The following is a 24,816-nucleotide window of genomic DNA, read 5'->3' as shown; positions in this document are numbered from 1 at the left end:
ATGACATCAATATGCACATTACTACCCGCCTTGAGTTTGACGCAGGCCACCGGATTCCTAACCATAAGAGCCAATGCAAAAATTTGCATGGTCATCGCTATGCAATCGAAATCACGCTATCTGGTGACATCATCACTGCAGAAAATACGTCCGATAACGGGATGGTGATGGATTTTTCTGATGTAAAAGCTATTGCAAAAGATGCAGTCGTCAATGTTTGGGATCATGCGTTCTTGGTGTACCAGCATGACACAGACGTATTAAATTTCTTAAATACCCTGCCTAACCATAAAACCGTTGTATTCCCAACGGTACCTACGGCAGAAAACATGGCGGCAGAAGCTTTTAGAATTTTAAAAGCGCGCTATCAAGATACTTACGGCAACCATCTCAAGCTGGAAAAAGTGCGCTTATATGAAACGCCTAACAGCTGGGCAGATGCCTTAGGCTAGTCAGCCATTCGGCAACGCTTGTAGCTCAGCCATTAATGCATCTCGCCAATCTGGCAACTGTACTGAGAAGTCTGTACTTAACTTGCTGCAATCTAAGTATGAATTAGCTGGACGCGCCGCTGGAGTTGGGTACTCAGCCGTTGTGATGGGTTCAATATTAGCAACTACTGCCTTAAGTGGCTGCCAGTGGCGCGTTAACTGCAATTGTCCATAAGCATCCACGATGGCCGTTGCAAAACCATGCCATGTCGTATGCCCGGCATTAACCAGATGATATACGCCAGAACGCTCGCCATCCCATCGCGCAAGCACCTGTAAAACTGCCTGCGCAATACTGAAGCTACTCGTGGGCGCCCCGGCCTGATCAGCCACAATGCGTAACTGATCGCGCTCTTTAGCTAAACGCAAAATCGTATGCAGAAAATTCTTACCATAAGCACCATATACCCAAGAGGTTCTAAAAATCAAGGACGGTAGTCCCACCGCACGAATCGCCTCTTCACCGGCCAATTTAGATTTCCCATACACGCTCAATGGCGCTGTGGCATCCACCTCCACATAGGCATCCACTTTATTGCCTGCATATACATAATCTGTAGAAAAATGTATTAATTTAGCCCCCAGCTTAGCCGCTTCTTCCGCGAGCACACCGGGTGCTACAGCGTTAATCGCATAAGCTAATTCTGGCTCTGACTCCGCTTTATCTACCGCGGTGTAAGCAGCCGGGTTGATAATCAAATCAGGCTGTATCGTCTGCACGGCGTCTCGTATTGCCTGCGGATTAGATAAGTCCAGCATGCTTCTATCCAAACAAACCAGCTCACCATATAAGGCGGGGTTGTTAGTCAAGGCTTGCTGTAATGCATGCCCAACCTGTCCATTCACACCAGTTAATAATATTTTTTTATATAGAGGAGATTGCATTACTAATGTGAGGCCTTATTCAAATACATCCGCGTCGGCCAAACTAGCACCGAGCTGATCTTTAGCAGAAAGTACCGGCGCAGCATGGCCTGGTAAGCTAGCGGTAGGCCATTCAATCCCAATGTCAGCATCATCCCAACGAATGCAACGCTCATGCTGCGGTGCGTAGTAATCCGTTGTTTTATATAAGAACTCCGTATTATCTTTCAATACCAGAAAGCCGTGGGCGAATCCCTCAGGCACCCACATCTGGCGTTTGTTATCTGAGGATAAAATCGCGCCAACCCATTGACCAAAGGTTTTAGACTGCTTACGTAAATCCACTGCAACGTCAAAGACCTCGCCAGCGACTACACGCACTAACTTACCTTGCGGCTGCGCAATTTGATAGTGCAAGCCGCGTAGTACATTGGCAGCAGATTTAGAATGGTTATCCTGTACAAACTGCGTTTTAACGCCGGTTAACTGCTCAAACTTTTGCTGATTAAAGCTCTCGAAAAAAAAGCCTCTTTCATCACCATAAACTTGAGGCTCCAATATGAGCACATCAGGAATTGCGGTCTTAATCACTTGCATTTAGTACACCTGCTCTGTCAGCAACATTTTTAAATATTGGCCATAGGCGTTTTTGATGTAACGATTAGCCAGCTGTTCTAGCGCTGTAGCGTCAATGTATTGCATACGATAAGCGACCTCTTCAGGACTAGCTACTTTCAGACCCTGACGCTTTTCTATGGTTTCAATAAATAATGATGCTTCTAACAGCGATTCGTGCGTTCCAGTATCGAGCCATGCAATACCACGCCCCATGACTTCCACTTGTAAATCACCACGCTCAAGATAAGCACGGTTCACATCTGTAATCTCCAGCTCACCTCGTGGCGATGGTTTTAATTGTTCTGCGATACGAATCACATCGTTATCATAGAAATACAAACCAGTAACTGCGTACCTAGATTTAGGCACTGCCGGTTTTTCCTCCAAGCTCACGGCTTGCCCTTGCGCATTGAACTCAACCACGCCATAACGCTCAGGATCGCTTACAGGATAAGCAAAAACGGTAGCGCCTTTGTTCAAGGTTGTCGCAGCCTGCGTTTTAGTCGCTAGCTCATGCCCGTAAAAAATGTTATCGCCCAGCACCAGCGCACAGCTATCATTACCGATAAATGATTTACCGATAATAAACGCTTGCGCTAAACCATCGGGTGATGGCTGCACCGCAAACTGAATAGAAATCCCCCACTGACTACCATCACCCAGCAACTGCTGAAAGCGCGGTGTATCTTCTGGCGTTGAAATCACTAAAATATCACGAATCCCAGCTAGCATTAGCGTAGTCAACGGATAATAAATCATCGGTTTGTCATACACAGGCAATAACTGTTTAGACACCACCTGTGTAACTGGGTGCAAGCGCGTACCAGAGCCGCCTGCTAAAATAATTCCCTTCATGCCATTTCCTCACCACGTTCTGAATAATGTGTTTGAATCCAATTGCGATAATCGCCACTGGTAATATTATTTACCCAATCTTGATGCGCCAAATACCAGTTCACTGTTTTCTCTATGCCAGTTTCAAATGTCTCTGCCGGTTTCCAGCCCAGCTCTGTTGCGATTTTTGTTGCATCAATCGCATAACGTATATCATGCCCTGGGCGATCAGCCACATAAGTAATAAGATCAGCATAAGATTGCCCGTCAGCGAGTGGCTGCTTAGCATCCAGCATGCGGCACAGCGTTCTTACAATATCAATATTGGTTTTCTCGTTCCAGCCGCCCACATTATAAACCTCGCCGACCTTACCAGCCTCCAGCACGCGCCTGATTGCCGCACAATGGTCTTCCACGTAAAGCCAGTCACGCACTTGCAAGCCATTGCCATAAACCGGTAACGGCTTAGCAGCCAAGGCGTTATGAATCACTAACGGGATTAACTTCTCGGGGAAATGATAAGGCCCATAGTTGTTCGAGCAATTAGTAGTTAAGGTCGGTAAGCCATACGTGTGGTGATAAGAACGCACCAAGTGATCTGAAGATGCTTTAGAGGCGGAGTAAGGGCTATTCGGTGCATATGGCGTAGTTTCTGTAAATGCAGGATCATCTTTACCTAATGAGCCATACACTTCATCGGTAGACACATGTAAGAAGCGGAAGCTTTCTTTATCAGCAGTATTTAAAGCACCCCAGTAAGCGCGCACCGCTTCCAACAAATGGAACGTACCCACAATATTGGTTTGAATAAAATCTTCAGGCCCATGGATGGATCGGTCTACATGGCTTTCTGCCGCAAAGTTAATTACCGCACGTGGTTTATGCTCATCTAATAATTTAGCAACTAAATGCTGATCGCCAATATCGCCATGCACAAACACATGATGCGCGCTATGCTCTAAGCTCACTAAGTTGTCTAAATTACCAGCATAGGTCAATTTATCTAAATTAACCACAGTACCTAAGCCCTGCTTCACCCAAGCCAATACAAAATTAGAGCCGATAAAACCAGCGCCGCCTGTCACAAGAATTGTATTATTCATAATTTGCTACTTTCTTAAATTTACTAACTATTCGCGCCACTAAATAAACTACACACTAACCGTTCCAGACGCAGTTACCTGATTTTGCAAGACCAGCCAAATATGCCTCATGATCTGCAAGTTCAGTATCGCTGGCATGCTTCACCAGCAAGGGCGCATGACTCACGGCACTCGTTTCTGCCGCTTCATGGCTAGGCTGATCCAACGCAATCATTAGGCTTTCTTGGCCTCGGGTCATCGCCATATACACATCGGCAAGCAATTCAGCATCCAGCAGTGCACCGTGCAGCGTACGCTTGGAGTTATCTATACCAAAATACCTACATAATGCATCCAGATTATTACGCTGCCCCGGACGCATCTCTTTTGCAATTTTGAGTGTATCTGTAATTTTAGCGGTAATCGCTTCTACTTTTCTTTGCCCGATTAAACCGAGTTCGCAATTTAAAAAGCCCACGTCGAATGGCGCGTTGTGCATAATGAGCTCAGCATCAGCAATAAACGCTATCAACTCATTGGCAATATCTGCGAAGCGAGGTTTATCTTGCAAGAACTCCAGAGAAATTCCATGCACCTCTTGTGCGCCTTGGTCAATATCACGATCTGGATTTAAGTAATAATGAAAATGGTGTTTGGTTAAGCGCCTATTCACCACTTCAACAGCGGCGATTTCAATCACACGGTGCCCTTGAGCATGATATAGCCCTGTGGTTTCCGTATCTAAAAAGATTTGCCTCATGATGCACTAGCCCCTTTTTGCAACACTTGCTCCACGCCTTTATTGGCAAGCATGTCCGCACGCTCGTTACCTACATTACCAGCATGCCCTTTGACCCATATCCACTCAACCGTATGCTGCTGCGCCAATACATCCAGCACACGCCATAAATCATCATTTTTGACAGGTTTTTTATCCGCAGTACGCCAGTTACGTGCTTTCCAGCCAATAATCCATTCAGAAATACCCTTCTGCACGTAGACAGAGTCTGTAAATACTTTTGCATGACATGTGCGCTTTAAGGCTTCTAAAGCCCGAATCACCGCAGTTAGCTCCATGCGATTATTAGTGGTGACTAACTCTCCGCCAAACAATTCTTTTTCATGCTCATCGTAACTGATCCATGCCCCCCAGCCCCCAGGACCAGGATTACCTTTACATGCACCATCTGCATAAATTTCCACGATAGAACGCTTGGCTGCCACTTCTGTTGTCATCAATCAAATTTCACTCTACTCTAAATTAATGATGATTATAGAACATCAGAGCGGCTCCTATGGTTAAAGCGTTCAAATATTCATACAGTCGACATAAATTTCGGTCTAAAAATTTTCACCGTAAATCTGTATAGCAAAGATGTGTAATTTTTTATTAAACAAATGCGTAATTCAGCCGTTAACTGAATATATATTAATTTAATACCACTTTCATCAATACTAAATAAGTGCCCAATTAAAGTTAATAACAATTAACGATAGGCACTAATAATAAAGTCGGAACGTAATATGCAAAAAGCGGTAACTTATTTCACCTTATCTCTTGTTTGTTTCTTCATGAGCATCGACACGTGCTCGGCCGCCAATTGGGTGAAGATTAATGAGAACAGCACATCCAAATTAATGATAGACAAGCAATCTATCTTAGAAAAAGACAAACTAAAACGTGCCTGGGTAAAAATTGAATACAAAACTATCCAGAAAAACTTAGAGTCCCCAGACACGCTATACAACCTTTCTAAATTACTATGGTATTTTGACTGCCCGTCACAAAAGTCTGCGGCTACACAGGTGTTTCAATACTTAAATACGGAGCTTGTACACTCGGCTGGTATTGATAATGTAAAAAACGCTAAATTTATTGAACCAGTCCCCGAATCAGACTTTGATCGTGCAATGCAGTATGTATGCGCTAGCCATAAAAACGCGGCACCTAAAGCTGCGACACCAGCACCTGCCAAAGCACCGTCTACTACAGAAACAAAACCTGAAGCCAATACAAGCGCCAAACCTACCGATGCAGAAAGCAAAGCGACAGAAACCAAACCAGTAGAAGCAAAACCTGCTGAAAAAGCTCCAGCAAAACCTAACAACAAGAAGGCCGAGGAAGCCAAAAAGCCTGTCGCTTGGAGTTACGAGGGTAAAGAAGGCCCTGAGCATTGGGGGAAATTGAGCGATGAATTTTCCATGTGCAGTGTTGGTAGCACCCAATCACCGATCGATATTGACGAGAGCTTGGATGCAAACTTAAAGCCATTAAAACTGCTGCAGAAATTTCCGGCAAAAGAGGTATTGCAAACCAACCACTCCATACAGCTAAATTTTAGAGATGGAAATCTTGTCGCCATCGACAACATTACCTTCAAACTAAAACAGGCCAACTTTCATACGCCTAGCGAACATAGCATTAAAGGCAAACCATTCCCGTTGGAAGCGCAGTTTTTACATACAGACGTTAAAGGCAACACTGCAATTGTTGCTGTTCTATTTAGAGAAGGCAGGCCTAACCCAGCCTTGGACAAAGTATTAAAACAACTACCTAACGAGAGTAACAAAGCTGTTACGCTAAAATCAAGATTGCTTGCCAGTGAAATGATGCCGAGTAATCAAGACTACTATCGCTTTAGCGGCTCACTCACCTCCCCGCCTTGCACAGAAGGTGTACGCTGGATATTGATTAAAACGCCAATGACCGCAAGTAAAGAGCAAATCGATGCATTAGCAGCGCTGACGCAACAAAACAACCGCCCGCTACAGGCGCTAAATGGTCGCTTGATTGTTGATTAAGCTAACTTCAGAGCTATTTACAATACGCCACGAGCTTAAAACAAAAAAGCACCTAGTATGAGCTAGGTGCTTTTTCTGTTTTACGCATTACTACTAAATTCTAAGTGCATTCCTACATTTTATTTTAAATAGTGATTAACCTAGATCAACCACTATTTAAATTTCCGCACTTAATTTATTGCTTACTTTTTATCTCTTAAATTTGCTGCGATACGCATTCTTAAGGCATTAAGCTTAATAAAGCCGCCTGCATCTTTTTGATCGTAAGCGCCTTTGTCATCTTCAAAAGTAGCAATATTAGGATCAAATAATGAGTTCGTTTTACTATCACGGCCAGTCACAATCACGTTGCCTTTGTACAGCTTCACACGCACCCAGCCGTTGACTGTTTGCTGTGTATGATCAATCAGCGTTTGTAACGCAAGACGCTCAGGGCTCCACCAGTATCCGTTGTAAATCATGCTTGCGTAACGTGGCATTAAATCATCTTTTAAGTGCGCTACTTCACGGTCTAAAGTAATAGACTCAATCGCACGGTGCGCTTTAAGCAAAATAGTGCCACCTGGTGTTTCGTAGCAGCCGCGTGATTTCATACCTACATAACGGTTTTCAACCAGATCTAAACGACCTACACCGTGTTTACCGCCAATTTTATTAAGATGCGCCAACAAATCATGTGCTTTCATCGGCTGGCCATTTAAGCTTACTGGATCACCGTTCACGTATTCAATATCTAAATATTCAGCAGCATCTGGTGCCTTTTCAGGGCTCACGCTCCAGCGCCACATAGAGTCTTCAGCTTCTGCGGCTGGGTTCTCTAAATGACGGCCTTCATAAGAAATATGTAGCAAGTTTGCATCCATGCTATATGGACTACCACCTTGCTTATGCTTCATATCCACAGGGATACCGTGCTTTTCAGCGTATGCCATCAGTTTTTCGCGGCTCAGTAAATCCCACTCACGCCATGGGGCAATAATTTGGATGTTAGGGTTTAACGCATAAGCACCAAGCTCAAAACGTACTTGGTCGTTACCTTTACCAGTTGCGCCATGTGAAATTGCATCAGCATTGGTATCGCGCGCCACTTCAATCAAACGCTTAGCAATAAGCGGGCGCGCAATAGACGTGCCTAATAAATACTCACCCTCATATACGGTGTTAGCGCGGAACATTGGGAATACAAAATCACGTACAAACTCTTCACGCACGTCATCAATAAAAATCTCTTTTACACCAGCCGCTTTTGCTTTTGCACGTGCAGGCTCCAACTCTTCGCCCTGACCCAAATCAGCCGTGTAGGTCACAACCTCACATTTATATTCATCTTGCAGCCATTTCAAAATAACTGAAGTATCTAAACCGCCTGAATAGGCCAACACTACTTTATTTACTTTACTCATAATCTCTTTCTATCTATAGATATTTCGCAACTCACTACAGAGGGTTAAAGCCTATGTTTATATACATGGCGTTCAACACAACAGCATGTCAATTGTTAACTAAACTTTTCCTAACAACAAATATTCCATCAGTGCTTTTTGGGTATGTAATCTGTTCTCAGCTTCATCCCATACCACACTTTGTACGCCATCAATCACTTCGGCAGAAACTTCCTCACCACGGTGTGCAGGTAAACAATGCATAAATAACGCATCTTTAGCCGCAACACGCATCATGTCGCTATCTACTTGCCAATCAGCAAAATCACGCATGCGCTCTTCGTTCTCCGCCTCAAACCCCATACTTGTCCATACATCAGTCGTCACCAAGTCAGCACCGCGCGCGGCATCCATCGGGTCAGCAAACACTTCAAAATGGTCTGTACCATATAAATTGGCACGCTCAGGCTCAACTTCATAACCTGGTGGCGTAGATACATGTACATTAAAATCTAACAACTCAGCGGCTTGCAGCCATGTATGACACATGTTATTACTGTCACCAATCCAAGCTACCGTTTTGCCTTTAATCGACCCACGATGCTCAATATAAGTAAAAATATCTGCAAGAATCTGGCACGGATGATACTCATTGGTTAAACCGTTAATTACCGGCACGCGTGAGTTAGCGGCAAAACGCTCGATGATTTCCTGCTCAAAGGTACGAATCATCACCAAATCGCTCATGCGTGAAATGACCTGTGCTGCGTCTTCCACTGGCTCACCACGACCCAACTGCGAGTCTCTGGTATTTAAGTAAATAGCAGAGCCGCCCAGCTGCTGCATGCCTGCCTCAAATGACAAGCGTGTACGTGTGCTGGCTTTTTCGAAAATCATGACCAATGTACGGTCTTGTAATGGCCAATATTGCTGATAATCCTTGAATTGGCTTTTGATCCAACGAGTACGCTCGAACACGTACTCAAGCTCGTCACGGTTTAAATCATTAAATTGTAAAAAGTGTTTTATTGCCATCATCTTTGGTAGTTCAAGTTTTATTAAAACCGACTACAGTTAGTTATGTTGTAAATGATTTATTGTGATAAGAATGTTTTGATTAAAACAGACAAACGTTGCACCAGCTCTTTTGCCTCAGCTTCATTCATCACGAGCGGAGGTAACAAACGCACCACCTTGTCTGCAGTAACGTTAATGAGCAGTTTGGCTTCTAATGCCATTTTCACCAAGTCACCACATGGGCGGTCTAATTCAATCCCGATAAGCAAGCCAGCGTTACGCACGGTTACAAGACCTGGGGTGCCTTTAAGCTCAGCCGTAAAACCTTCGCGAATCAAATTGCCAATCTTCTCGGCATTTTCACGCAGCTTTTCTTCTTCAATAATATTAAGCGTAGCCAAGCCAGCCGCAGTGGCTAGTGGGTTACCGCCAAAAGTAGAGCCGTGTTTGCCATAGGTAAACACTTCAGCAGCTTTGCCGCTGGCAACACAAGCGCCAATCGGCACGCCAGAACCTAAGCCTTTAGCTAGGCTCATCACATCGGGTTTAATGCTGGTATGCTGAAATGCAAACCAAGTGCCAGTGCGTGCAATCCCTGTTTGCACTTCATCTAGCATCAATAGCCAGCCATTGGCATCACATATTTCGCGCAGTTGCTCTAAATAAGCACCGGCATCTTTAGGAATATTCACACCACCTTCGCCCTGCACTGGTTCCACCAGTACAGCAACTACGTTGGGATGGTGCAATGCCACTTGCTTCACCGCATCCACATCATCATAAGGCACACGAATAAAGCCACTCACCAGTGGGTCAAAGCCTGCCTGCACCTTACGATTACCCGTTGCAGATAGCGTTGCTAAGGTACGTCCGTGGAAAGATTGATCCATCACAACAATTTCAGGGCTTTGAATCCCTTTATTGTGTCCATATAAGCGCGCAATTTTAATCGCCGCCTCATTGGCCTCACAGCCTGAATTACAGAAAAACACTTTGTCCATACCGGACACTTCACACAGCTTATCAGCCAGTGCTGATTGCTCAGCGATTTGGTAGATGTTAGAAACATGAATCAAATTAGCTGCTTGCTTGGCGATGGTATCCACCAATTTTGGATGTGCATGACCTAAGCCGTTTACAGCAACACCTGACAGTGCATCAAGATATTGTTCATTATGGTTATCCCATAGCCAAACGCCCTTACCCTTTACAAAGGTAACAGGCTGACGCATATAGGTATTCATTAAATGGTCTGACATTTTTTTATTTACTCAAATAGCAAGTTGTTTTAGACGTACAAATTATTAGGCAATACAAAATCCTACTCTTACCACACAGTAAGAAACCTACAAAAATAAAAATCCCGCAATTCATAAATTAATAAAGAATCGCGACAACATCTTTGGTTTATTTAATTTAAAAAGATGGCAGTTAGATTTTAATTGAAGGGTAAAGAAACTCTCACGAGAGTAGCCGAAAACCTCACTATTGGCAAGTTTTACAGTACAAAACTTATAGATAATTATATAATAATGACTTGATAAAAATAGCAATTTAGGCAAAAATCGCCATCCCTGAAATTTTAACTGCCAACCATTTTTTCTTATGGCATCTTTAACTTTGGTTTCCCAACAAGACACAGCATCTCAACTACCGGTCTCTTGGTATGTTGACGAAAACACCTATGCCATGGAGCAGCAGCATCTATTCGCCCATGCGCCTCATTATCTTGGCCATGAACTGATGGTACCCAATGCTGGTGATTACCATGTATTAGATTGGATGGGGCAAGCAAAAAGCTTGGTGCGCCAACAAGACGGTATTAATGTACTAAGCAATGTGTGTAGGCACCGCCAAGCATTGATGCTTAAAGGCCGCGGACAAGCGAAGAACATCGTATGCCCCCTGCACCGCTGGACTTATGATCTGGAAGGCAAATTACTAGGTGCTCCGCATTTTGAGCAAAACCCTTGCTTAAATCTTGATAAAAAAACCTTACAAAACTGGCAGGGTTTGTTATTTGACACCAAGCGCGACATTGCAAAAGACCTTGCAAACTTAGGTTGCAAACAAGACTTTGATTTTACAGGCTATATGTTAGACCGTGTGGCCGTTGAGGAATACAACTTCAATTGGAAAACCTTTATTGAAGTATATTTAGAGGACTATCATGTTGGCCCATTTCACCCTGGTCTTAATCAGTTCGTTAACTGCGAACAGCTAAACTGGGAGTTTGCAGCTAATTACAGCGTGCAAACCGTAGGCTTCAAACAGTCACTTAACAAAGCTGGCTCGCCAACTTACCAAGCGTGGCAAGAGCAAGTAGCAAAATACCACACAGACAAAGCACCTAAATATGGTGCGATCTGGATGGTGTACTATCCTTTCCTGATGGTAGAGTGGTACCCAAACGTGTTGGTCGTATCCCACATTATCCCGCGAGGCGTTAACGCATGTACCAATGTGGTGGAGTTTTACTACCCAGAAGATATTGGTTTATTTGAGCGCGAGTACGTTGCTGCACAACAAGCCGCCTACGAAGAAACCGCGGTAGAAGATAATGACATTTGCCAACGCATGCACAATGGCCGCCACGCTTTATTTGCACAAGGCATCGATGAGCGTGGCCCATACCAACACCCGATGGAAACCGGCATGGAGCATTTTCATCAATGGTATCGCCAGCAAATGCAGCAACACCTCGCACCCGCTTAAACATGACGCTATCTGAGCAAATGCATGAAAAAGCCTAGCTTCACCTTACCTAATCTAGGTAGTTTATGGATGCTAGTTGCAGCATTAGGCTTTGCCATCATGGGGGCGCTGGTTAAACTCGGCGCTCAAAAATTCAGCAGTGCCGAACTCGTGTTCTATCGCTCCTTATTTGGCTTGGTATTTATAGGCTTATTCATCGCCCACAAAAAACTGCCACTTGCTACACCCGTCATGCACAAACAAATGTCACGTGCAGTGGTTGGCTTCATCGCACTGATCTTATTTTTCTACGCTATCTCACATTTACCGCTAGCGACAGCAATTACACTCAACTATACGTCACCACTGTTTTTAGCGGTATTTACGCCATTGCTGCTCAATGAAAAACCAAAAAAAATATTACTCATTGCGCTTGCTATTGGTTTTGCCGGGGTGGCTTTATTATTAAAACCCACCATCAACCAATCACAGTGGCTAGCCGGCTCCTTTGGCTTACTGTCGGGACTAGGTGCGGCGCTGGCTTATATTCACGTTAAGCAACTAGGCCAAGCAAACGAGCCTGATTGGCGTACTGTGTTTTACTTTACCTTGGTTTCTTCGGCGTGTGCGGGCGCATGGATGCTGTTTGACCACTTTCACGCAGTAGTTTGGCCAGACCTGCCCATCTTGATAGGCTTAGGCGTCTCAGCCACGATTGCCCAGCTTGCACTCACTCGCGCCTACCGCACAGGTGATACATTGGTCGTGGCTAGCCTCGCATATGTCACGATTTTGTTAGCAAGTATATTTGGCGTCATTTGGTGGCATGAGCATCTGAGTGTGGACGCATGGCTGGCGATTGGCCTGATTGTACTCAGTGGAATTATTAGCATACGTGGCAGCCGCTAGGATTTGAAACCACGTAAATACCTAGAACACTCGCCACATCTTTATAATTTTGTTTTTAAATTAAGCGTCGAGCAAACCGCTACGCATCGCAATTAAAGCAATTTCTGCCGAGTTGTTGGCATTTAACTTTTGCTTGATGTTATACAAATGTGTACCCACTGTACGTGGGCTTAGAAATAGCGTTTCAGCAATCTCATTGGTTGTCTTGCCTTTAGCCAGCGCCATAAACACTTCAAACTCACGAGGTGAGAGTACATCTACAGGGTTTTGATCACCAGATAGCTGCTGAATCGCCATTTGCTGTGCAACACTGGCTTCTAAATACTTTTTACCGCCCGCAACAGTTCTAATGGCTTTAATCAGCTCTTCTGCCGCGCTACGCTTAGTAAGATAGCCCATTGCCCCTGCATTAAGTACACGCTTAGGATGGACTGAATCCTCGTGTGCAGACAATACTAGTATTTTTGCCGTACTGTCTTTTGCCAAAATACGCTCTATTGCCTCCAAGCCGCCAATCCCTGGCATCGTAATATCCATCACGACCACATCAGGTTTATGTTCCACATAACGTTGAATCGCATGCTCGCCGCTCTCAGCTTCTGCCACCACCTTAATATCAGCATCAGACTCAAGCAACATTTTGAATCCCATACGAACAACTGCGTGATCATCTACTAACATCACATTAATCTGACTCATTGACTGACTTTCTGCCCGTAGGCACATAAATTACATTAATTCGTAGCACTTGCAGGCACCTTAATTGTGATCGTGGTACCTTGACTAGGCGCGGACGCTATCACAAAGGTGCCATGCAATGCCTGTACACGCTCACGCATACCAAGCAAGCCAAAATGCCTACTTTGGTCAACCGCATCAATATCCATACCAATGCCATTGTCTTTAATGATTAATTGCAGCTCACCATCAGACATTTTAACCAACCGCACTTCTATTGTGCTGGCCTTGGCATATTTTAAAGCGTTATTCAGCGACTCCTGCACTATTCGATACAGATTAATACTGATAGTTTCACCTAAGCTCTGCAAGTTACCCGACTGTAGGTTTTCAGACAAATAAAGCTGGATATTGAGTTTAGGGTACTGCACCTGATGGCTACTCACCAAGTCTTTCAGCGTTTCCGCCAATCCTAAATTATCCAAGGCGCCAGGCCTTAATTGGCGCACTATATTATGCATGCCATCATAAATCTGGTTGGCTGCCGAAACGATTACTTGCGCACTGGATGCAATCTCTGCCATCCCCGCACTGGTGCTATTTGCCTTGGCTTTATTAGCAATGCCTACGGCAAACGTTTTAATCGCTGTTACGTACTGACCAAGCTCATCATGCAACTCTCTTGCTAGGCTACGGCGCTCTTCTTCTATATGCTTTTGTATCAAATGGGTAAGTTGCCTATTCTCCTCTAGCAAGCGCTCAGCAGTTAACGACTCAGCCATGCGGTTAAGGCTGTGGCCTATCGTATCAAACTCTGGCAAGGGGAAGGTAGGCAACCGCGTTGTGAGATCACCCTGCTCAATACGGTTGATTGCACCCAAGATTCGGCCAATCGGTTTCAATGAGTGACTTAACAGCAAGTAAACCAAGGTGTTCAGAATGATAAAAAATGCCAAGCCAACCCACATTAACTGGTTAAAGCCAGCCCACGCTTCACGAATGGAACCTGCTGCACTAGACTGCACCACCAAAGTACCGTAACGAATCCTGCGCTCAACCGTTTCAACCTTAGGCTGTACTAACTTTACAAACCATTGCGGCGGGACGACATCGCTTTTAAAGGTAGACTCAGGTGAGCGATACAGCTCATACCCCCGATAATCATAAAGGGTAATATGGCTGCTGCGCACATAGCCCAAAGAAGCCAAAAACCCCTGCAGCACAACATGCGTAGGCCCCATTTCCGGATTTAACGTCGAGCTGATAATGACCGTATCCAGCAACTGCACGGTTACGCGGCTGGCAGCCTCAACGCGCTCACGGATTGAAATTCGGGTATCTGTCACCAAGATAGACCCTACCACCAAGATGAATGCCAACGACAATAAGGTAATCAGTAAATTTAAACGAAAACGTAAGCTCATGAGTTGAAATCACTTTATGACATGTGTAGAGTTTAACAACTTTAATCAATTCGCTATATAGTGTTATTCATGAAAACATCATTTATCTTATCAGCGGCTGACTCTATACGTGACGCCATTCTTGACCATGAATCAGAACTAGAATCACTAGACCGCGCCATTGGAGATGGTGACCACTATATCAATATGAAACGCGGCGCAGCAGCGATTACTGAATTGCATGCAGAGCTTACATCGCTCACAGCAGATGCGGCGCTCAACAAAATTAGCCTTAAATTACTCAGCACCATAGGCGGCGCCTCAGGCCCATTACTGGCAAGCTTTTTCATGAGTATGGCCAAAGTACTTAAAGAAAAAAACGATGACACAACCACCACCTATGCCGCAGCTTTTTCCGCAGGCGTTGAGGCGATTCAGCAGCGCGGCAAAGCCGGCTTGGGTGAAAAAACCATGCTGGATGTACTGATTCCGGTAGCACAGAAGTTTTCTGCACTTGCATCCACCAATACCGATATAAAAGCAATCTGTCATGCGCTGATGCACACTGCCGAAGAAGGCATGCTCGCAACAAAAGCATTGATTGCCACTAAAGGACGTGCCGCCGGCTTGGGGGAACGTGCGATTGGACATATAGACCCTGGTGCAAAAAGCTGCCAGTTAATGATTAATGCAGTTTGTAACCAAGTGCTACTAAGCCAACCTTAAAAAAGGGCGTGTGATGAAAAAGTTTATTAACAAAGTTGACGATGTATTAATTGAAAGCCTCACTGGCTTTGCCTCGGCGCATCTTGATTTAGTTGAGCTAAATACAGACCCACTGTTTTTAACACGCCAGCAAAAAGCCAGCAACAAAGTAGCCATCATCTCTGGCGGTGGCTCAGGGCATGAACCACTACATGCGGGTTATATTGGTTACGGTATGTTGGATGCCGCCTGCCCTGGCCATGTATTTACCTCGCCCACTCCTGATCAAATGTTAGCCGCCGCAGAAGCGGTGCATGCTGAACGTGGCATTTTATTTATTGTTAAGAATTATGCTGGGGATGTGATGAATTTTGAAATGGCAGCAGAGATGCTGCCATTTGAATCTGCTACGGTACTCACCAGCGACGATTGCGCTGTGATTAACAGCACTTACACCACTGGGCGACGCGGCGTGGCTGGCACTGTGATTGTAGAAAAATGTGTAGGTAGCTTAGCTGAAACTGGCGCCGATTTACAGACATGCAAAGCACTGGGAGATAAAGTTAACAACCGTACCGCAAGCATGGGTGTTGCCCTCACCAGCTGTACGGTTCCGGCTGCTGGCCGCCCTACTTTTGATATTAACGATAACGAGCTTGAAATGGGTGTAGGCATCCATGGCGAGCCGGGCCGTAAACGCGAACCTATGCGTGAAGCTGATGCAATTATTCAAGACCTAGTCAGCGCCATTCTGGATGCGTTAAAACCTGCGCCAAGTAGCGAAGCGCTGCTTTTAGTTAACGGTTTTGGTGCCACTCCATTAATGGAGCTATACCTAATTTACAATACTGCAGCGAAGTTATTTACTGAGCACGACATTAAAATTACGCGCTCTTTGGTGGGCAATTACACGACCGCACTTGATATGGCTGGCGCATCTATTACGCTATGTATGTTAGACGATGAAATCAAACAACATTGGGATAGCCCAGTGCATACTGCCGCGTTAAGATGGGGGCGCTAAGCTCTGAAAAAAACCAAAAACATCCATTTGCGACAATAAGTTACCACCCGAAAGGGTTATGTAAAAACATTATTTCACCATACTCACCACGATACCATTTACTTAAGCTCAGCAAGGTGAAAAGTTATGATAGTATGAGAATCAATCGGTCATAAAGCAACTTGATTATGATTAAGTTTTTAGGCATTTAATCGCTAATATCAAATAGAAACCTTGCAAACATACTGCATCAATTCGTTATTGAGTAAGTTAGTAACACTCACAAAAGAGCGCGATGACCTATCCCTGCAAGTTGCGCTCATCAAAACACTCTCTGACTTTATTAACCTCAACCATAACGAGTCAAAAAGAATTGTTGTCATTTATCATGTGAATGATGTAAAAAAACAATTAATCACGGCACTAACGGATGATAGCAACACAAACAATGTAGACATGCCGGCTGACTTTAAGCGAGCAATTCTCAACTGTTTACAATCAGGCACAGCTTATAGTTATCAAGTTGATGCACAGCACGCCATCAAACTTCACCCCATTACAGGCACTATGGGGCATGTAGACAGCGTGATTGCGATTGATGCAGACCATACCAATGAGCATTTATACAACTCAGTTTGTATGATATTGGAGATTTATCAAAACTTCATTTTGTTGAATAACGAAAATGAATGCGACACGCTCACTGGTTTACTCAACCGTAAAACCTTTGACTTTAAAATCAATAAAATTCTTGCCCAAATGCATAGTGGTGCCAACCGCAAGGAAGATAAGGTTGATCAGAAATACTTTTTAGCGATTTTTGATATTGATCACTTCAAAAAAATTAACGACCAATTCGGCCACTTAATTGGCGATGAAGTGTTGTTGATGTTTTCTCAGCTCATGCGTCAAAGCTTTAGGGAAGCAGACCCACTATTCCGCTTTGGTGGAGAGGAGTTTGTTGGCTTCTTTGAATGTAGCAGCACTTTTGATATTCAAAATATTTTTGAGCGATTTAAACAAAAAGTCGCCAGTTTTGAGTTTCCGCAAGTTGGTAAAGTTTCTGTCAGCGCTGGTTTTACTGAAATTTCACCATTTGACACCTCAAGCCAGATTATAGACCGCGCGGATACCGCACTGTATTACGCTAAAAATCATGGCCGCAACCGTGTAGATTCTTATGAGTTACTGATTGCCAATGGTAGCTTGCAAGACAATAAAAAAGAAGGCGAAATCGAGCTGTTCTAGGCCAACGTATCTCACCATACAAGCCAACTGACCTATAAACTACTCACTGAGTAGTTTATATTGGAAGCTAATACAGCTCGCCATGCAACCCGATTCAGTTATTACTTAACGCCACATTTAAGCTGCAATTTGATGCTCATAAAACTAACGCCCCAAAACCTAACGCCCAAAAACTCGACCCCATAACTCTGTAACATTAGCTATTTGAGTAGCAATCTCTTCTGCTTTAATGTTCAGCTGGGTAGCGCCCTGCAATTTAAGCCTGTGCTGTATGTGGCGGTACTCTCTGTAAGCTGTGGCTACACTTTCTGCTAACTCTGCATCTATGATTTTTAGGGTTGCCATCTGCTTTAGCAAACCGATGTTTCCAATGTTCCACGTCAGAGTTGGGTAACTAGGCGCATGCAATAGCACCAGGTACTGTACTAAAAACTCCACATCAATGATGCCGCCAATGCCCTGTTTCAAATCAAACATGCCTTCGTTCACGTGTTGGGCTTTGCGCATTCTTTCTCGCATAGACAAAACCTCTGCTTTAAGCACCGATGCATCGCGTGCTTGCGTCATGACCTCGGCACGGATTGCATCAAAAGCCTGACCAATTGCAACATCGCCGGCAACAAAACGGGCGCGTGTCAGCGCTTGATGCTCCCATATCCAGGCTTTGTTCAGTTGATAATCCCTAAAGGCATCTACCCTGCTCACTAACAAGCCGCTATTACCATCCGGACGTAACTGCAAGTCTGTTTCATACAGCAGCCCTGCTGAGGTTAAACTGTTAAACCAGTTATTGATGCGCTGTGCGAAGCGTGCATAAGCCTCACTAGCTTCAGGAGCTTCATCATCATATAAAAATATAATATCTAAATCCGATGCGTAACCTAACTCCTTGCCACCTAGCTTTCCATACCCAATCACTGCAAACTTAGGCACGTCTATATGTCTGCCGCGTACATTGGGCCATATAATTTCTAAAGCTACACTCAAAATCAGATCCGCCAACGCACTCAAGTAGTCTGAAATGGTTTCCAACTGCAACTCGCCGTTAATGTCCTGTACTGCAAAGCGAAAGATATAAGCATGTTTGAAATGGCGCATTACATCCATTTGCCGCTCTACATCGCCTGTCACTTCTGCCAACCTTTGGACTAACTCGGTACGCATCGCGGCAAAATCAGGCGCAGCATGCAATGTACGGTCATCTAAAAGCTCATCCAACAGGATGGGGTGGCTGGTTAAATAATTAGCAAGCCACGGGCTGCTGCTGCACAACTTAACGAGCAATTGCATAGCCTGAGGATGCTCAGCCAAAAGGGCCAAATAGCTCGCACGCCTGCAGATACTTTCTAATAAATCAGTCACGCGGGTTAAGGTAACATCCGCATTGTTCACTTTTCCGGCCTGAGAAATCACATGCGGCATCACCGCATCAAAGCGCTGGCGGCTAAGCTCCGGCAACTGTTTGTATCGGCTGCTTTGATGCAAAATATTTAAACGGCGATATGTTTCATGGGCTTCGGCAAAGCCTATGTTGTCTAGCGCGCTGATTGAATCAGCTTCACTAATCGATGCGTTCCAAACAGATTTTTCTGCCTCTAGTGCATCATCAACTGTTTCTGCATCATTAAACGTAGCATCAAAATGCTGCTGAACTTGCGCACGATACTGGTCTAATTGATGCAAAAATGCTGACCAACTTTCATAATTCATGGCCTTGGCAATACGCGCTTTGGCGTCGTCTGACTTAGGGAGCTCTTGCGTTTGCACATCATCCACATACATTAAACGATGCTCTAGGTTTCTTAAAAACACATAAGCCTCGCTCAGCTCCGCCACCGTTTGTGCAGGGAGCAACCCTTTGTTACTTAACAAGCGCAGTACTGATAACGTTGGTTTTATTTGCAAACTCACATCTTGCCCGCCACGTATTAACTGAAACACCTGCGCAATAAACTCAATCTCACGGATACCGCCACGCCCCAGCTTGATATTGTCGTGCATGCCTTTGCTGTTCACATCACGCTGAATCTGGATTTTCAAATCGCGCATACTGGCAAACGCACCAAAATCCAAATACTTGCGGAACACAAATGGCTTTAATAAGCGAGACACTGCATCTCCGCCCGTCACCTCACGGCCTTTAATCCATGCGTAACGCTCCCACTCTCGCCCATTGTTTTGATAGTAATCTTCAAGCGCGTCGAGGTTACACACAATCGCGCCTTCTGAGCCAAAGGGTCGTAAGCGCATGTCGACACGAAACACAAAACCATCTTCAGTAATTTCATCAATCGCAGCAATCAGTTTTTTGGCTAGGCGCGAAAAGAAATCTTGATTGCTGATTGATTTAGCGCCTACTGTTGCACCGTCAGATTCGTACGCAAAAATCAAATCAATATCAGATGAAACATTGAGCTCACCGCCGCCTAGCTTACCCATGCCAATCACAATAAGCTGCTGCAATTTACCCTGTGCATCCACGGGCTGACCATAAACGGCTGCTTGCCATTCATGTAGATATTTAATTGCAGTATTGATCACACACTCAGCTAAGTGAGATGTGGTGGTCATCACCTCTTGCAAATCAGCTAAACCGTTCAAATCTCTCACTATCATCCGCGCCATGACGCGACTACGCAGCAAACGCAGGGATTTTTTTAAGCTAATTTCATCGACGATATGCTGCGTTGCCAAAAAATCTTTCATCTCTCCCAACAGGTAGGATTTCTGATGATTTTGTAACGAATCTTGCAGTAAAAGCGCATCTCTTCGAAACAATCTTTCCACAAACGGACTACAAGATACTGCATGCAGTACATAAGCCTCATCACTAGCAGGGGCGCGGTTTAGAGATAACAAATTATCGAGTGTTAGCATAAGATTTTTCATGTAATATGACATAGTTACACATACGTAACTAACTTACTTTTAATGGTTATCTATCTTTTATAAGTTAGATGTCCTTGAACCAAATTATAAACGGGTCACAAAGATTTAAGGGGATTTTAAGCATGTCAATCGAATCAGTTCTTCACGAAAACCGCGTTTTTGAACCTAGTGCAGACTTTATTAAACAAGCCAATGTCTCAGGCATGGCCGCTTATAATAAACTCTGTGCAGAAGCCGCTGCTGATTATGAGGGCTTTTGGGCAAAGTTAGCGCGTGAGCTACTGGTCTGGAGCAAACCCTTTACCAAAACACTGAACGAAGAAAACGCACCATTCTACAAATGGTTTGAAGATGGCGAACTTAACGTTTCTGCTAACTGCTTAGATAAACACTTAAACAGTATCCCGAACAAAGTCGCCATTATTTTTGAAGGTGATGATGGCAACACTAAAGAAGTCACTTATAAAGACTTATACCATCAAGTTTGCCAATTTGCGAATGGCCTAAAAAAGCTAAACCTTAGCGTGGGTGACCGCGTCATTATCTATTTACCAATGGGCATTGAAGCCGTGGTGGCAATGCAAGCTTGCGCGCGTATCGGCCTGATTCACTCTGTGGTATTTGGCGGCTTTTCAGCTAAAAGCTTAAACGAGCGCATTATTGATGCTGGCGCAAAAGCAGTCATCACCTCAGACGGTCAGTTCCGTGGCGGAAAAACACTACCATTAAAATCTGCCGTGGATGAAGGCATTGCAATGGGTGGCTGTGAGGTGATTCAAAATGTCGTCGTACTGAAAAAGACTGGGCTAGATATCGCATGGAACAGCAACAACATTTGGTGGCATGATCTGATTACAGATGTTGCGGACACATGCGAGCCAGTGATGGTAAGTGCAGAACATCCGCTATTCTTACTCTACACATCAGGCTCTACTGGCAAACCAAAAGGCGTACAACACAGCTCTGCTGGTTATTTGCTACATGCCATGAACACCATGCGCTGGACGTTTGATATTCGTGAAAACGATGTATTCTGGTGTACAGCCGATGTGGGCTGGATTACAGGCCACTCTTATGTTGCTTACGGTCCGCTTGCGATGGGAGCAACACAGATTATTTTTGAAGGTATCCCGACTTACCCAAATGCTGGCCGTTTCTGGCAGATGATAGAAAAACACAAAGTCTCTATTTTTTACACAGCACCAACGGCAATCCGCTCACTGATTAAAGCTTCTGAAACCACGCCAGAAGTAGCCCCAAAAAATTACAACTTATCTAGCTTGCGTTTGCTTGGCTCAGTAGGTGAACCCATCAACCCAGAAGCATGGATGTGGTATTTTGAACAAGTCGGCGGTAGCCGCTGCCCAATTGCCGACACTTTCTGGCAAACAGAAACAGGCGGCCATGTGATTACACCACTACCAGGGGCTACCTCCCTAGTGCCGGGCTCATGTACCCTGCCCTTCCCTGGCATTGATATTGATGTAGTAGATGAAACAGGTAAAGACGTACCTTGGGGTACCGGTGGTTTGTTGGTGATTAAAAAACCATGGCCATCCATGATACGTACTATTTACAACGACCCAGAACGCTATAAAACCAGCTACTACCCTGTGGATTTAGGCGGCAAGATTTACCTAGCTGGTGACGGTGCAATCCGCGATGCCAAAACAGGCAACTTCACCATTATGGGCCGCATTGATGACGTACTAAACGTATCTGGCCACCGCTTAGGCACGATGGAAATTGAATCTGCCCTAGTTGCTAATCACCTAGTTGCTGAGGCCGCTGTAGTGGGCAAACCACATGATGTAAAAGGCGAGTCTGTTGTCGCATACGTAGTGCTCAAAGGCCCACGCCCAGAAGGCGACGCAGCAAAGAAAATTGTTGCAGAACTACGTGAATGGGTAGGTAAAGAAATTGGCCCAATTGCAAAACCAGATGAAATCCGCTTTGGCGACAACCTGCCTAAAACACGTTCAGGCAAAATTATGCGCAGATTATTACGTACACTCGCAAAAGGTGAAGAGATTACTTCAGACATCTCAACACTAGATAATCCTGCAATCTTAGATCAGCTAAAAGAAATAGTTAAGTAATGGAAATATGGCGGACGGATACCTAAATATCAGTCCGCCGTATTTTGATATTAAATTTAGGCAATACTAAAAAATACTAACACCATGATTACATTAAATAATAAAACCAACATCATAAGAAAAAATCATTCATTGACGCAAAGTTTTGCGTCAAATAGGATGGCTACTTTACGTTAGAGCCAAAGAGATTATTAAATGGAAACATCTCAAAAAGAAAACATCAATTTTAGTGTTTATATGCACTTTGCATTTCGGGTTTTGGCTTTAGGTTCACTAATTAGTATTATTCCTTTGGTTTTTGTAAATCTTCCATTAAGGGTAGCTTTCCTTGGTTTCCCCACATTTTTTTATGTGTTAATTATGCTCGTTCTAAATGTTGCAACCTTTGTTGCCTGTTTTGCATTTGCCTGCAAGCTCATTTTATCTTGGGGTGTTAAAGAACATGCATTTACTATCACTAAAAATTAACTTATGCTCTAACCCATCATTCAAGCGGGACGCCTAACGGCGCCCCTTAATTCAAACGTTAGAGCTAAAAATGAGAGACGTATTACCTCCAATTGATGCAAACGGAAAAACCATTAAAGTTGGAGCTTTGGCTATAATTCCTGAAATACCTGATTGGTTAGCTCATGATTTACCAAGTGAAGATGTTGCCTTGCTAAGAAACACCGAAGGTTCACTCATGGCGGTTATAGACATCGATAAGCTTGGCTACGTCTGGTTTAGTGATAACTATGACACACCGTGGTTTTGTCTAAAACCCAGCGAAATTGAAATTTTGGAGGTCAATTGAAATATTGCAGCTCTAACCCATCCATCAAGCGGGACGCGCTAAAGCGCGCCCCTTATGTCAAACGTTAGCCATTATGAAACATTCGCCTCTCACTCCTCCAAGCAGTGAACTTGAAGTGGAAATCATCAAACACTTCATCCTCCCAGAAAAGCAAGAACGATTAATGTTTCTTCAGGAGCATCGTCGCAAAGAATTTGTAGAGGCATTCCACACAGAAAAATTCTTAAATCTTGCCATCGCTACTGAGGTCAAACTCTCAACCGATATCTATGCGCTAATGAAAAAATTCGGTGCTACCGATGAATGTTATGCAGTATCGTCACAACACGAACTCGATGCTCACTTATTACCGCTCAATGAAGCCCTAGAAAAGTGTGTAGGTTTCACAATTGAAACCTTTCTTTACTCTCCTAAAACTGGCGTAGGTTATTATGAGGGTGGTGGTTATACCAACCGTTATGTAATGGCTAACCCATCATTCAAGCGGGACGCCTAGCGGCGTCCCTTAATTCAAACGTTAGAAGGTGAAATGTCTATACGCATTTTGTTCATGACTGCATTGCTTTGCTTAAGCGGATGCACCCCTTCAGATTATTGCGACGAGGCTAAACGACCTCTATCTGACGAGGAGTTGATTGCAAAAGTAGTAAGTAAAGAATCAATTTATCCTAATTGCTGTCGAGTATCTCGTGGTAATTCCTTAGAAGTAGAAACATACCTAAAGTTGAGCGACACAGATTCGCGAAAACAAGAACACCCAGATTTTGAGTATTATGAAAACCATTTAATGGTCAATGCTTGCGGAAAAGTTTTAGACACATACGGAATGCAGATAAAAAGTATAGAACGCCCATGCTGGGCTCGCAAAGAAAAAATAGAGCGACTATCTGATAAAGAGCTTGTTAAGGCAGCATTAACAACTGCTGCAAAGCAAATGAAATTGGAACAATCAGTACAATCAATAGAGCAATTCATGATTGACCATCCTTCATGCTGCCAAGTCCAGAGAAATATCAAAGATGAGTACACTCCTAAAAACCTTACCCAAGCACGAGTTGAGATTTATTACGCAACAAATGAAGTGCATTCAAATAGTGACAATGATTTCCTTAAAATTCGTGTTTATTTTAACGAATGCGGAGATTGGGGCAGCATGATTGGGCCTAGCAAAGTAAAGTTACATTAAGCAATATGCTTTCTAACCCATCATTCAAGCGGGACGCCTAACGGCGCCCCTTAATTCAAACGTTAGGGTAATGATGCAAGCCATAATGATTCTAATTGTCTTTTTTTGTATATATG

24 protein-coding genes are annotated in these 24,816 nt (G+C 44.1%); 12 read left to right on the top strand and 12 right to left on the bottom strand.

Going from position 1 to position 24,816, the window contains the following annotated elements:
- Positions 1 to 11: 11 nt before the first annotated feature.
- Positions 12 to 452: a 6-carboxytetrahydropterin synthase QueD gene (gene queD, locus ACSSU7_RS02270; RefSeq protein ID WP_135276421.1), complete on the top strand. Its 441-nt coding sequence runs from the start codon at positions 12 to 14 to the stop codon at positions 450 to 452.
- Here the strand turns inward: queD and rfbD are convergent, their stop codons facing one another.
- Genes rfbD through rnhA form a run of 6 tightly spaced genes read right to left on the bottom strand, consistent with a single transcriptional unit; the run spans position 453 to position 5,125 of the window.
- Positions 453 to 1,376, bottom strand: coding sequence for a dTDP-4-dehydrorhamnose reductase (gene rfbD, locus ACSSU7_RS02265; protein WP_492517127.1), 924 nt, complete (start codon positions 1,374 to 1,376; stop codon positions 453 to 455).
- 15 nt (positions 1,377 to 1,391) lie between these two features.
- Positions 1,392 to 1,952, bottom strand: a complete 561-nt coding sequence (gene rfbC, locus ACSSU7_RS02260) for a dTDP-4-dehydrorhamnose 3,5-epimerase (RefSeq protein WP_492517126.1) — start codon at positions 1,950 to 1,952, stop codon at positions 1,392 to 1,394.
- Positions 1,953 to 2,828: a glucose-1-phosphate thymidylyltransferase RfbA gene (rfbA, locus tag ACSSU7_RS02255; protein WP_492517125.1), complete on the bottom strand. Its 876-nt coding sequence runs from the start codon at positions 2,826 to 2,828 to the stop codon at positions 1,953 to 1,955.
- Complete coding sequence (gene rfbB, locus ACSSU7_RS02250) at positions 2,825 to 3,910, bottom strand: dTDP-glucose 4,6-dehydratase (RefSeq protein ID WP_492517124.1); 1,086 nt, start codon at positions 3,908 to 3,910, stop codon at positions 2,825 to 2,827. The genes rfbA and rfbB overlap by 4 nt, the downstream gene beginning before the upstream one ends.
- Before the next feature lie 55 nt (positions 3,911 to 3,965).
- On the bottom strand, positions 3,966 to 4,649 hold the full coding sequence (gene dnaQ, locus ACSSU7_RS02245; RefSeq protein ID WP_492517123.1) for a DNA polymerase III subunit epsilon: 684 nt from the start codon (positions 4,647 to 4,649) through the stop codon (positions 3,966 to 3,968).
- Positions 4,646 to 5,125: a ribonuclease HI gene (rnhA, locus tag ACSSU7_RS02240; RefSeq protein ID WP_492517122.1), complete on the bottom strand. Its 480-nt coding sequence runs from the start codon at positions 5,123 to 5,125 to the stop codon at positions 4,646 to 4,648. The genes dnaQ and rnhA overlap by 4 nt, the downstream gene beginning before the upstream one ends.
- A 288-nt stretch (positions 5,126 to 5,413) precedes the next feature.
- On the opposite strand from rnhA, the gene ACSSU7_RS02235 reads away from it, so the two are divergent.
- Complete coding sequence (locus ACSSU7_RS02235; protein ID WP_492517121.1) at positions 5,414 to 6,691, top strand: carbonic anhydrase; 1,278 nt, start codon at positions 5,414 to 5,416, stop codon at positions 6,689 to 6,691.
- Between the two features lie 182 nt (positions 6,692 to 6,873).
- On the opposite strand, the gene ACSSU7_RS02230 is transcribed toward ACSSU7_RS02235, so the two are convergent.
- The 3 genes from ACSSU7_RS02230 to ACSSU7_RS02220 form a co-directional block, all read right to left on the bottom strand.
- Positions 6,874 to 8,094 carry an argininosuccinate synthase gene (locus tag ACSSU7_RS02230; RefSeq protein WP_492517120.1) on the bottom strand — a complete coding sequence of 407 codons (1,221 nt, stop codon included), beginning with the start codon at positions 8,092 to 8,094 and terminating at the stop codon, positions 6,874 to 6,876.
- A 99-nt stretch (positions 8,095 to 8,193) separates the two neighbouring features.
- Positions 8,194 to 9,108 carry an ornithine carbamoyltransferase gene (gene argF, locus ACSSU7_RS02225; protein ID WP_029144029.1) on the bottom strand — a complete coding sequence of 305 codons (915 nt, stop codon included), beginning with the start codon at positions 9,106 to 9,108 and terminating at the stop codon, positions 8,194 to 8,196.
- A 59-nt stretch (positions 9,109 to 9,167) separates the two neighbouring features.
- Positions 9,168 to 10,349, bottom strand: a complete 1,182-nt coding sequence (locus ACSSU7_RS02220) for an aspartate aminotransferase family protein (protein WP_492517119.1) — start codon at positions 10,347 to 10,349, stop codon at positions 9,168 to 9,170.
- Between the two features lie 346 nt (positions 10,350 to 10,695).
- On the opposite strand from ACSSU7_RS02220, the gene ACSSU7_RS02215 reads away from it, so the two are divergent.
- Together ACSSU7_RS02215 and ACSSU7_RS02210 are read left to right on the top strand one after the other, a co-directional pair.
- Entirely contained in the window at positions 10,696 to 11,805 is a 1,110-nt protein-coding gene (locus tag ACSSU7_RS02215) for an aromatic ring-hydroxylating oxygenase subunit alpha (RefSeq protein WP_492517118.1), read from the top strand.
- Between the two features lie 24 nt (positions 11,806 to 11,829).
- Entirely contained in the window at positions 11,830 to 12,693 is an 864-nt protein-coding gene (locus tag ACSSU7_RS02210; RefSeq protein ID WP_492517117.1) for a DMT family transporter, read from the top strand.
- A gap of 60 nt (positions 12,694 to 12,753) precedes the next feature.
- Here ACSSU7_RS02210 and ACSSU7_RS02205 read toward each other — a convergent pair whose 3' ends face one another.
- Entirely contained in the window at positions 12,754 to 13,392 is a 639-nt protein-coding gene (locus ACSSU7_RS02205) for a response regulator (protein WP_492517116.1), read from the bottom strand.
- A gap of 35 nt (positions 13,393 to 13,427) precedes the next feature.
- A complete protein-coding gene (locus ACSSU7_RS02200) occupies positions 13,428 to 14,795 on the bottom strand; it encodes a HAMP domain-containing sensor histidine kinase (RefSeq protein WP_492517115.1) in 1,368 nt (455 codons plus the stop codon).
- Between the two features lie 69 nt (positions 14,796 to 14,864).
- Here ACSSU7_RS02200 and dhaL point away from each other — a divergent pair, with 69 nt between their 5' ends.
- The 3 genes from dhaL to ACSSU7_RS02185 all read left to right on the top strand — a co-directional run bounded on the left by dhaL (position 14,865) and on the right by ACSSU7_RS02185 (position 17,730).
- Complete coding sequence (gene dhaL, locus ACSSU7_RS02195; RefSeq protein WP_492517114.1) at positions 14,865 to 15,500, top strand: dihydroxyacetone kinase subunit DhaL; 636 nt, start codon at positions 14,865 to 14,867, stop codon at positions 15,498 to 15,500.
- 13 nt (positions 15,501 to 15,513) lie between these two features.
- Positions 15,514 to 16,503 carry a dihydroxyacetone kinase subunit DhaK gene (dhaK, locus tag ACSSU7_RS02190; RefSeq protein ID WP_492517113.1) on the top strand — a complete coding sequence of 330 codons (990 nt, stop codon included), beginning with the start codon at positions 15,514 to 15,516 and terminating at the stop codon, positions 16,501 to 16,503.
- 240 nt (positions 16,504 to 16,743) lie between these two features.
- A complete protein-coding gene (locus tag ACSSU7_RS02185) occupies positions 16,744 to 17,730 on the top strand; it encodes a GGDEF domain-containing protein (RefSeq protein WP_492517112.1) in 987 nt (328 codons plus the stop codon).
- 159 nt (positions 17,731 to 17,889) lie between these two features.
- On the opposite strand, the gene glnE is transcribed toward ACSSU7_RS02185, so the two are convergent.
- Positions 17,890 to 20,607 carry a bifunctional [glutamate--ammonia ligase]-adenylyl-L-tyrosine phosphorylase/[glutamate--ammonia-ligase] adenylyltransferase gene (glnE, locus tag ACSSU7_RS02180; RefSeq protein ID WP_492517111.1) on the bottom strand — a complete coding sequence of 906 codons (2,718 nt, stop codon included), beginning with the start codon at positions 20,605 to 20,607 and terminating at the stop codon, positions 17,890 to 17,892.
- A 134-nt stretch (positions 20,608 to 20,741) separates the two neighbouring features.
- On the opposite strand from glnE, the gene acs reads away from it, so the two are divergent.
- From acs to ACSSU7_RS02155, 5 genes are all read left to right on the top strand, one after another.
- Positions 20,742 to 22,718, top strand: coding sequence for an acetate--CoA ligase (acs, locus tag ACSSU7_RS02175; protein WP_492517110.1), 1,977 nt, complete (start codon positions 20,742 to 20,744; stop codon positions 22,716 to 22,718).
- A 195-nt stretch (positions 22,719 to 22,913) separates the two neighbouring features.
- Positions 22,914 to 23,186 (top strand): hypothetical protein, encoded by a 273-nt coding sequence (locus ACSSU7_RS02170; RefSeq protein WP_492517109.1) that lies wholly within the window; start codon positions 22,914 to 22,916, stop codon positions 23,184 to 23,186.
- Between the two features lie 70 nt (positions 23,187 to 23,256).
- Positions 23,257 to 23,514 (top strand): hypothetical protein, encoded by a 258-nt coding sequence (locus tag ACSSU7_RS02165; RefSeq protein ID WP_492517108.1) that lies wholly within the window; start codon positions 23,257 to 23,259, stop codon positions 23,512 to 23,514.
- Positions 23,515 to 23,587: 73 nt separating this feature from the next.
- Positions 23,588 to 24,010, top strand: a complete 423-nt coding sequence (locus tag ACSSU7_RS02160) for a hypothetical protein (protein WP_492517107.1) — start codon at positions 23,588 to 23,590, stop codon at positions 24,008 to 24,010.
- Positions 24,011 to 24,043: 33 nt separating this feature from the next.
- The gene (locus ACSSU7_RS02155; protein ID WP_033424933.1) at positions 24,044 to 24,700 is read left to right on the top strand and encodes a hypothetical protein; all 657 of its coding nucleotides are present in this window, start codon (positions 24,044 to 24,046) and stop codon (positions 24,698 to 24,700) included.
- Positions 24,701 to 24,816: the final 116 nt, after the last annotated feature.

The organism is Methylotenera sp. E1MeOHC1, assembly GCF_058745595.1.
This window is presented reverse-complemented; position numbering and strand designations above follow the sequence as displayed.